This is a genomic window from uncultured Sunxiuqinia sp. (genome assembly GCF_963974515.1).
Lineage (GTDB): Bacteria > Bacteroidota > Bacteroidia > Bacteroidales > Prolixibacteraceae > Sunxiuqinia.
On record NZ_CAXBDD010000140.1, the window covers coordinates 1 to 7,216 of the forward strand.

7 protein-coding genes are annotated in these 7,216 nt (G+C 46.5%); 5 read left to right on the forward strand and 2 right to left on the reverse strand.

The features are described 5' to 3' along the window. Window positions 1–73: 73 nt before the first annotated feature. Both AAC033_RS17580 and AAC033_RS17585 read left to right on the forward strand, forming a co-directional pair. Window positions 74–331 (forward strand): DUF4212 domain-containing protein, encoded by a 258-nt coding sequence (locus AAC033_RS17580; RefSeq protein ID WP_339740541.1) that lies wholly within the window; start codon window positions 74–76, stop codon window positions 329–331. A 15-nt stretch (window positions 332–346) separates the two neighbouring features. Continuing rightward, window positions 347–2,047: a sodium:solute symporter family protein gene (locus AAC033_RS17585; protein WP_339740543.1), complete on the forward strand. Its 1,701-nt coding sequence runs from the start codon at window positions 347–349 to the stop codon at window positions 2,045–2,047. A gap of 68 nt (window positions 2,048–2,115) precedes the next feature. Here the strand turns inward: AAC033_RS17585 and AAC033_RS17590 are convergent, their stop codons facing one another. Both AAC033_RS17590 and AAC033_RS17595 read right to left on the reverse strand, forming a co-directional pair. Next, entirely contained in the window at window positions 2,116–2,307 is a 192-nt protein-coding gene (locus tag AAC033_RS17590) for a cold shock domain-containing protein (protein ID WP_053183631.1), read from the reverse strand. Window positions 2,308–2,464: 157 nt separating this feature from the next. After that, window positions 2,465–4,024 (reverse strand): pyruvate kinase, encoded by a 1,560-nt coding sequence (locus AAC033_RS17595; protein ID WP_339740546.1) that lies wholly within the window; start codon window positions 4,022–4,024, stop codon window positions 2,465–2,467. 256 nt (window positions 4,025–4,280) lie between these two features. Between AAC033_RS17595 and AAC033_RS17600 the strand changes: the two genes are divergently transcribed. From AAC033_RS17600 to AAC033_RS17610, 3 genes are all read left to right on the forward strand, one after another. Further along, window positions 4,281–4,490: a heavy metal-associated domain-containing protein gene (locus AAC033_RS17600; protein WP_339740548.1), complete on the forward strand. Its 210-nt coding sequence runs from the start codon at window positions 4,281–4,283 to the stop codon at window positions 4,488–4,490. 199 nt (window positions 4,491–4,689) lie between these two features. Beyond that, window positions 4,690–5,262: an AraC family transcriptional regulator gene (locus AAC033_RS17605; protein WP_339740550.1), complete on the forward strand. Its 573-nt coding sequence runs from the start codon at window positions 4,690–4,692 to the stop codon at window positions 5,260–5,262. A 92-nt stretch (window positions 5,263–5,354) separates the two neighbouring features. After that, a partial coding sequence (locus AAC033_RS17610) for a heavy metal translocating P-type ATPase (RefSeq protein WP_339740553.1) occupies window positions 5,355–7,216 on the forward strand: 1,862 nt, incomplete at its 3' end.

Genomic DNA, 7,216 nt, shown 5'->3' on the forward strand with positions numbered 1-7,216 from the left:
CATTTGTAAACGGAGTTTGCAATTTCGGATATTTTAGTCTTTATTGTATTTATTTTGATACAATCTAAGCAGTATGATTCATAAAGACAAGAAATTATATTGGAGAAAAAATCTAACTTATCTATCAATCCTTCTTTTGATTTGGCTTGTGGTTTCATTTGGTGCCGGAATTTTATTGGCCGATTTTTTGAACCAGTTTCGGCTGGGTGGCTTTCCATTAGGATTTTGGTTTGCACACCAAGGATCTATCTACGTTTTCGTGGTGCTGATTTTTGTGTATGTATTTCTGATGAATCGGCTGGACAAGGAATTTGAAGTGGACGAAATCTAACTAAACAATTTGCTTATGGATGCTCAAATATGGACCTACTTTCTGGTCGCATTCACGTTCATTATTTATATCGTTGTTGCAGCCTGGTCGCGTGCAGGTTCAACGGAAGAGTTTTATGTAGCAGGAGGAGGTGTGCATCCGGTGATTAATGGCATGGCCACCGCTGCCGATTGGATGTCGGCTGCTTCATTTCTATCCATGGCCGGACTGATCTCCTTTATGGGCTACGGTGGTGCTCAATACCTGATGGGCTGGACCGGTGGCTATGTATTGCTGGCCTTACTGCTGGCTCCGTACCTCCGGAAGTTTGGAAAATATACGGTGCCCGATTTTATAGGCGAACGTTACTATTCCCGAAATGCGCGCCTGGTAGCACTTATTTGCGCCCTCTTTGTTTCATTTACCTATGTAGTTGGACAAATGAAAGGAGTAGGTGTCGCTTTTGCCCGCTTTCTGAATATTCCATTTGAAACGGGTGTCTTGATCGGGATCGGTATTGTGTTTTTTTATGCGGTGCTTGGCGGAATGAAAGGCATTACCTACACACAGGTAGCTCAATATTGCGTGTTGATCTTTGCTTTTACTGTACCTGCCATTTTCATTTCACTCCAAATGACTGGCAACCCGGTTCCCCAATTGGGTTTTGGAAGCAGAACAACAGATGGCGCGTTTCTTCTAGATAAATTGAATCAACTTTCCGTTGACTTGGGTTTTGCTGAGTACACGGCTGTTAAGAAGGGCAACTTGCTGAACATGGCTTTCATCACGGCTGCGTTAATGTTTGGAACAGCTGGTTTGCCACATGTTATCGTTCGATTCTTCACCGTTCCAAAGGTGAAAGATGCACGCGCATCGGCTGGCTGGGCTTTGCTTTTTATTGCTTTATTATATACCACCGCTCCGGCGGTGGCTGCCTTTGCCCGAACCAATTTGATCAACACCGTCTCGGAGAAGCCGTATAAAGATGTTCCAGAATGGTTTTCGAACTGGGAGCATACCGGCTTGCTTTCGTTTACCGATAAAAATGACGATGGAAAAATTCAGTACGTCGCTGATGCAAGACAAAATGAATTAACGATTGATCAGGACATTATCGTCCTGGCCAACCCAGAAATTGCCAACCTCCCTGCTTGGGTAATCGCCTTGGTAGTAGCTGGAGGATTAGCTGCAGCGCTGTCAACGGCGGCTGGTCTTCTATTGGTGATTTCCACTTCCATTTCACACGATTTGCTAAAGAAATATTTGCGACCGGACATTTCAGAACATGGTGAACTTTGGGCCGCCCGAATCAGCATTGCAGTTGCTGTAGTTGCAGCAGGAATTGCCGGGATGCATCCGCCTGGCTTTGTTGCCCAGGTCGTCGCGTTGGCATTTGGGCTGGCGGCTTCTTCATTCTTCCCGGCCATCGTGCTGGGTATTTTTGATAAACGGATGAACCGTGAGGGCGCGATTTCCGGAATGATTATAGGGATCGTGTTTACCGCTTCCTATATTTTCTATTTCACGCCACAACTGAATGGACCGGGAACCAGCGAAGGATTCTGGTTCGGGATTTCGCCTGAAGGCATTGGGACCTTGGGGATGCTGTTTAATTTCCTGATTTCAATTGTCGTTTCGCGACTAACCAAGCCAGCCCCCGACGAAGTGCAGGAATTAACCGAAAATATTCGTTTCCCAAGAGGGTCTGGCGAAGCACATGATATCACAATTCATTAAAATTCTGACATAAAAAAATCCCGCCAATGGCGGGATTTAAAATCTTTAAATGGTGAATTTATTTTAAACTAAGCTAGTTTAACATTTACCGCATTTAATCCTTTTTTGCCTTCTTGCAACTCAAATGTTACTTCGTCATTTTCACCAATGTTATCAACTAAACCAGATGAATGCACAAAATATTCTTTTGAAGAATTTGCATCTTTGATGAATCCAAAACCTTTAGACTCGTTGAAAAATTTTACTGTTCCTTTGTTCATGATTTTAATATATTAATTGGTTGCAAGTTAGGGTTATTTTTTTGGATAATCACAATTTTTTTCAAAATAGAATGAAAAGCTTTTGATTTCCGCTTTAGGATTTCGTTTGGTTTTCATCCGATGAATTACCGTTGATCTTAACTGATATCAGACAATACTAGGCTAGCAAATTTTTTTTATCTAAAAAGCCTTCCGCTACCCGGAGCGCGCGCAGAGTTCCCTTCTTTTTGTATTGATGTGCCTCCATACGATGCAGGATGCTCGATAAAATAGAAACAGTTTCCAGCATGTTCTCCCCTTTGTTGAGCATCACACACTCAGCTCGTGCAGCCATTGACGCATCGGTAATTTCGGCTCGTGTGGCGACTCCCTCTTTTGAGAGTTTTTCCAACACTTGAGTGGCCCAGATATTGGGGATGAAAGCGGCCTCACAAAGCCACAGAATTTGCTCCTGCACCTCCGAAATACGTTCGGCGCCCAACTCAACGGCCAGGTCTCCTCGGGCAATCATCACCCCGATGTTTGGGTTTCGCATGGCGGTGATGAGCAGTTCGGGCAAGTTTTCAAACGCATCACGGTTCTCAATCTTAAGCACCAGACCGATGTCTGACTTTCCATATTCCTCCAGTTTTCGCTGAAGAGCAAGCACATCCGAGGCTTTTCTGACAAAAGAGTAACCGATAATATCAGCCAGTTCAATCAAAACAGGCAGAAAATTCAAATCGTCGGGCGACAAGGATGGCAGATTTAGTCTTGAATCGGGCAGGTTGATGCCTTTCTCAGCCCGCAGCTTACTTCCTTTGTTTCTGGTTGCCCGGATAATTTCAACATCCAGGTATTCGGTTGTTATGGAACGGATTTTTCCGCAGATTTTTCCATCGTCAAACCAAATACTTTCACCGGGATTAAGATCTTCAAACTGAATCATGGACGCAATTGAAACCCGGGCCGGAGCGATCATTTCCCCCTCCGAACTATATTGGGCATCGCGTCCCATGATGGCTTTTTGATACACATGAAGATGATCTCCTGTGTGAAGGGAGATGTAATCCACCGGCTTTTTCTTTTTTTTCTTCCTTTTCAGTTTTACCTCTCCGGTGCGCATTTTCGGTCCGGGCAAGTCCATGAAGATTTTGCATTCGTGCCCCACCTCCCGGCATGCCTGTTGTACATGACCAATCATCTTTCGCCAATCTTCCGGCCGATCGTGGCTGCAATTAATACGAGCTACTTCAATGCCCTGATCAATCAGGCTTTTCACCATTTTGTAATCCGTAGCAGATTCCGAAGGCAGCGTAACCATGATACGTGTGTTAAGCGACTGGTTGCTTTTTCCCAACAATCGGGTGGTATTGCTTTCGAGTACTGTATTACTTTGAAAATAGTTCACCGGGTGTTCGCCCAAATCGTATTTCCCACGAAACTTCTTGCCTTGGTACAAGTGCAAAAAATACAGGATATTCTCAATATTGGCCAGCACATAGCGCTCCGAATGCCCAATGGACGACAATCCCATAGCGGAAAGTTCTTCCTGTATTTTTCGAAGTTCAAACGTGCGAAGTTTCAGGTAACGGATGAAATTGCGCACGCTGTAGCGGTAATTGGAGTGTACCGATTGAATCACCGGCTCGTATTCTTCTTCACAGGAAAGAATTGCCTCCCTGATTTTCATCAGATTGAAAATTAATTGGTCAATATCAATTGATTTGGTATTCATAGAATTAGCTTTTAAATTGAACAAGCTGGCCTCCGTTTTATCATTTCATAAATATAAGAATACCTTAGACGTAAAGGAACAAAAGCACGGTGAAGCAAGATAATATTTTCAAGCGTTCCTTCGGATTAAAGCGCCAATGAAGCAGATGCTTTTCGATAAGATCAGAATCTTATAAAACCAAGACAAAAAAGCATAACAGATCAAGCGCTGCCATGCCATACCTTTGAGATGTATTAATTCTTAAAAATTACACGCTATGATTGAAAAATATAATGTATCAGGAATGACCTGCGCGGGTTGCGCCAATGTGGTGAACAAGCTGTTGTCGAACGTTGAATCGGTTAAGAATGTGCAGGTCGATTTAAACCAAAAGCAAGTGGCCCTCGAAACAGACGAACCACTTCGTTTGGAAGATCTTTCCAACGCCTTGAAAAGTTCGCCCTACCAAATTAGCTCCGGCGTTTGAGCCGCGGCGATCAACCGATGTGATGCCATTTTAGCATTGTTGAAAAACAGATTTGACTGGAAAACAAGAAGTCGTCCGAAGCGAAACCAAAGCTTTTGGGCGACTTTTTGTTTTACGTGATTTCTGCTTCGAATAAACAAAATGGTGTATTTTAGCGTCTAATCCTCAGAAGTGAATTTTATTCTTAAATGAAACCAGAATGTCCAGTCCCGAAATCCTCCATATCAAAAACATGGTCTGCCCGCGCTGCGTGATGGCGGTGGAGGCTGCTTTAAAAGCGCTGAACATTCCCTTTCGGCAAGTTGAGCTGGGGCAGGTTCATCTTCAGCAAACCATTTCGGTGTCGCAACGGCAAGCTTTCGGGACCAAGCTTCAAGCGCTTGGCTTCGAACTGCTGGAGCCCGGCAAGTCGGCCATCATTTCCAAAATCAAGACCCTGATTATTGAGCAGGTTCACCACAGCAAAGAGCCGCTGACGGTTAATTTATCCACTTACCTGGCCAACAAGTTCGCGTATGAATACAGTTATCTGAGCCGCTTGTTCTCGGCCGTGGAAGGCATCACCATTGAAAAATACCTGACCCGGCAAAAAATCGAAAAGGTCAAGGAACTGCTGTTTTACGATGAGCTGAGCTTGTCGGAAATTGCCTTCGAGCTGAACTACAGTAGCGTGGCCTACTTGTCATCTCAATTCAAAAAGGAAACCGGGATGACGCCCTCCCAATTCAAAAGGGCCCACACACCCAACTTGCGGCCGCTCGACTCCCTTTGAGCAAAATCTTGTAAATCGTGTGCAGGATTCTGTAACAGTTTCGGTCAATTCATTAGCGAAATTTGTGATGTACAATTAAATCCCACACAACGATGAAAACAATGACTCTATCTGAATCAAAAATAGCGGGCGGCAACCTGGTTAAGCAAACGTTTCCGGTAACCGGCATGACCTGTGCGTCCTGCGCGTCAAGTGTCGAATCCATTTTGAACCACACCGAAGGGGTGACGCAGGCCAGTGTCAACTTCGCATCGGGTTCGGTTTGGGTGGAATACGACGAAAAGCTTAGCCCGTCCGATTTGCAAAACGCCATTCGGGCCATTGGCTATGATTTGCTGGTGGATACAGACGATCCGGCGGAAGCCCAACAGGAAATGCAGCAAAAACACTATGCTGATGTCAAACAGCGGACGATTTGGTCGGCACTTTTAACACTGCCCGTTTTTGTGTTGGGCATGTTTTTTATGGGATGGGAACCCGGTCGTTGGATTTCGATGGTTTTATCCGTTCCCGTTTTATTTTACTTCGGAAGGAGTTTTTTTATCCACGCATGGAAACAGGCTCGTCACGGGCGAGCCAACATGGATACTTTGGTGGCGCTAAGTACCGGAATCGCTTTCCTGTTCAGTTTTTTCAACACCCTGTTTCCTGGCTTTTGGCACGCCCGGGGCATTCATCCGCATGTGTACTACGAAGCCGCGACCGTGATTATCACCTTTATTTCGCTAGGAAAACTACTGGAGGAAAAAGCCAAGTCGAACACCTCTTCGGCACTAAAAAAGCTGATGGGCTTGCAGCCTAAAACGCTGAAAGCCATCATTGATGGGCAAGAACAGGAAATTCTCATTGCCTCGGTACAAAAAGGCTACCAGGTGGTGGTGAGGCCCGGCGAGAAGATTCCGGTTGATGGAACGGTCGTGTCGGGAAATTCGTTTGTTGATGAAAGCATGATTACCGGCGAACCAGTGCCGGTTGAGAAAACCAGTGGGCAAAAAGTGTTTGCCGGAACCATCAACCAAAAAGGCAGCTTTCAGTTTGAAGCCGAGAAGGTGGGTGGCGAAACGCTGCTGGCCCAGATCATTCAAATGGTGCAGGAAGCACAGGGAAGCAAAGCACCGGTGCAAAAGCTGGTCGACAAAATCGCGGGTATTTTTGTGCCCGTCGTGCTATTGATTTCCATTCTGACCTTCGCCACCTGGATGCTGGTGGGTGGCGACGATGCCTTTACCCATGCCCTGCTGACCTCGGTGGCGGTATTGGTTATTGCCTGTCCGTGTGCGCTGGGACTGGCGACTCCCACCGCCATTATGGTTGGTGTTGGCAAAGGCGCCGAAAACAATATTCTGATTAAAGACGCGGAAAGCCTGGAGCTGGGGCACCGGGTGAATGCCGTGGTGCTGGATAAAACAGGCACCATAACCAAAGGCAAGCCCGAAGTGACGAACATCGTGTGGGAACCAGCAGTTGCCGGCGACCGCGTGCATGGGGTACTGCTGGGCATGGAGGCCCAGTCTGAACATCCGCTGGCCGAAGCGGTGGTTCGCAAGCTTCAGGCTGACGGGATCAGTTCGGTGCCTGTCAAAGGGTTTAACAGCCTGACGGGACAAGGCGTGGAAGCAAGCGATGAAACCGGCGAACGCTACTTCGTTGGAAACAGCCACCTGCTACACGAACGGAAAATCGCCCTGACTCCCGAGCTGGAAAAGCAAAGCCGGCTGTGGCAGGACCAGGCCAAAACAGTGGTGTTCTTTGCCAACGAAAAGCAGGTGCTGGCCGTTGTGGCCATTGCCGATCAACTGAAACCAACTTCGAAAGCAGCTATTGCCCGGCTTAAACAAATGGGCGTAGCCGTTTACATGCTTACCGGCGACAATCGTCAAACCGCTGCGGCAGTGGCGGCACAGGTGGGTGTCACCGATTTTAAGGCCGAGGTACTGCCAGCCGACAAGGCCGA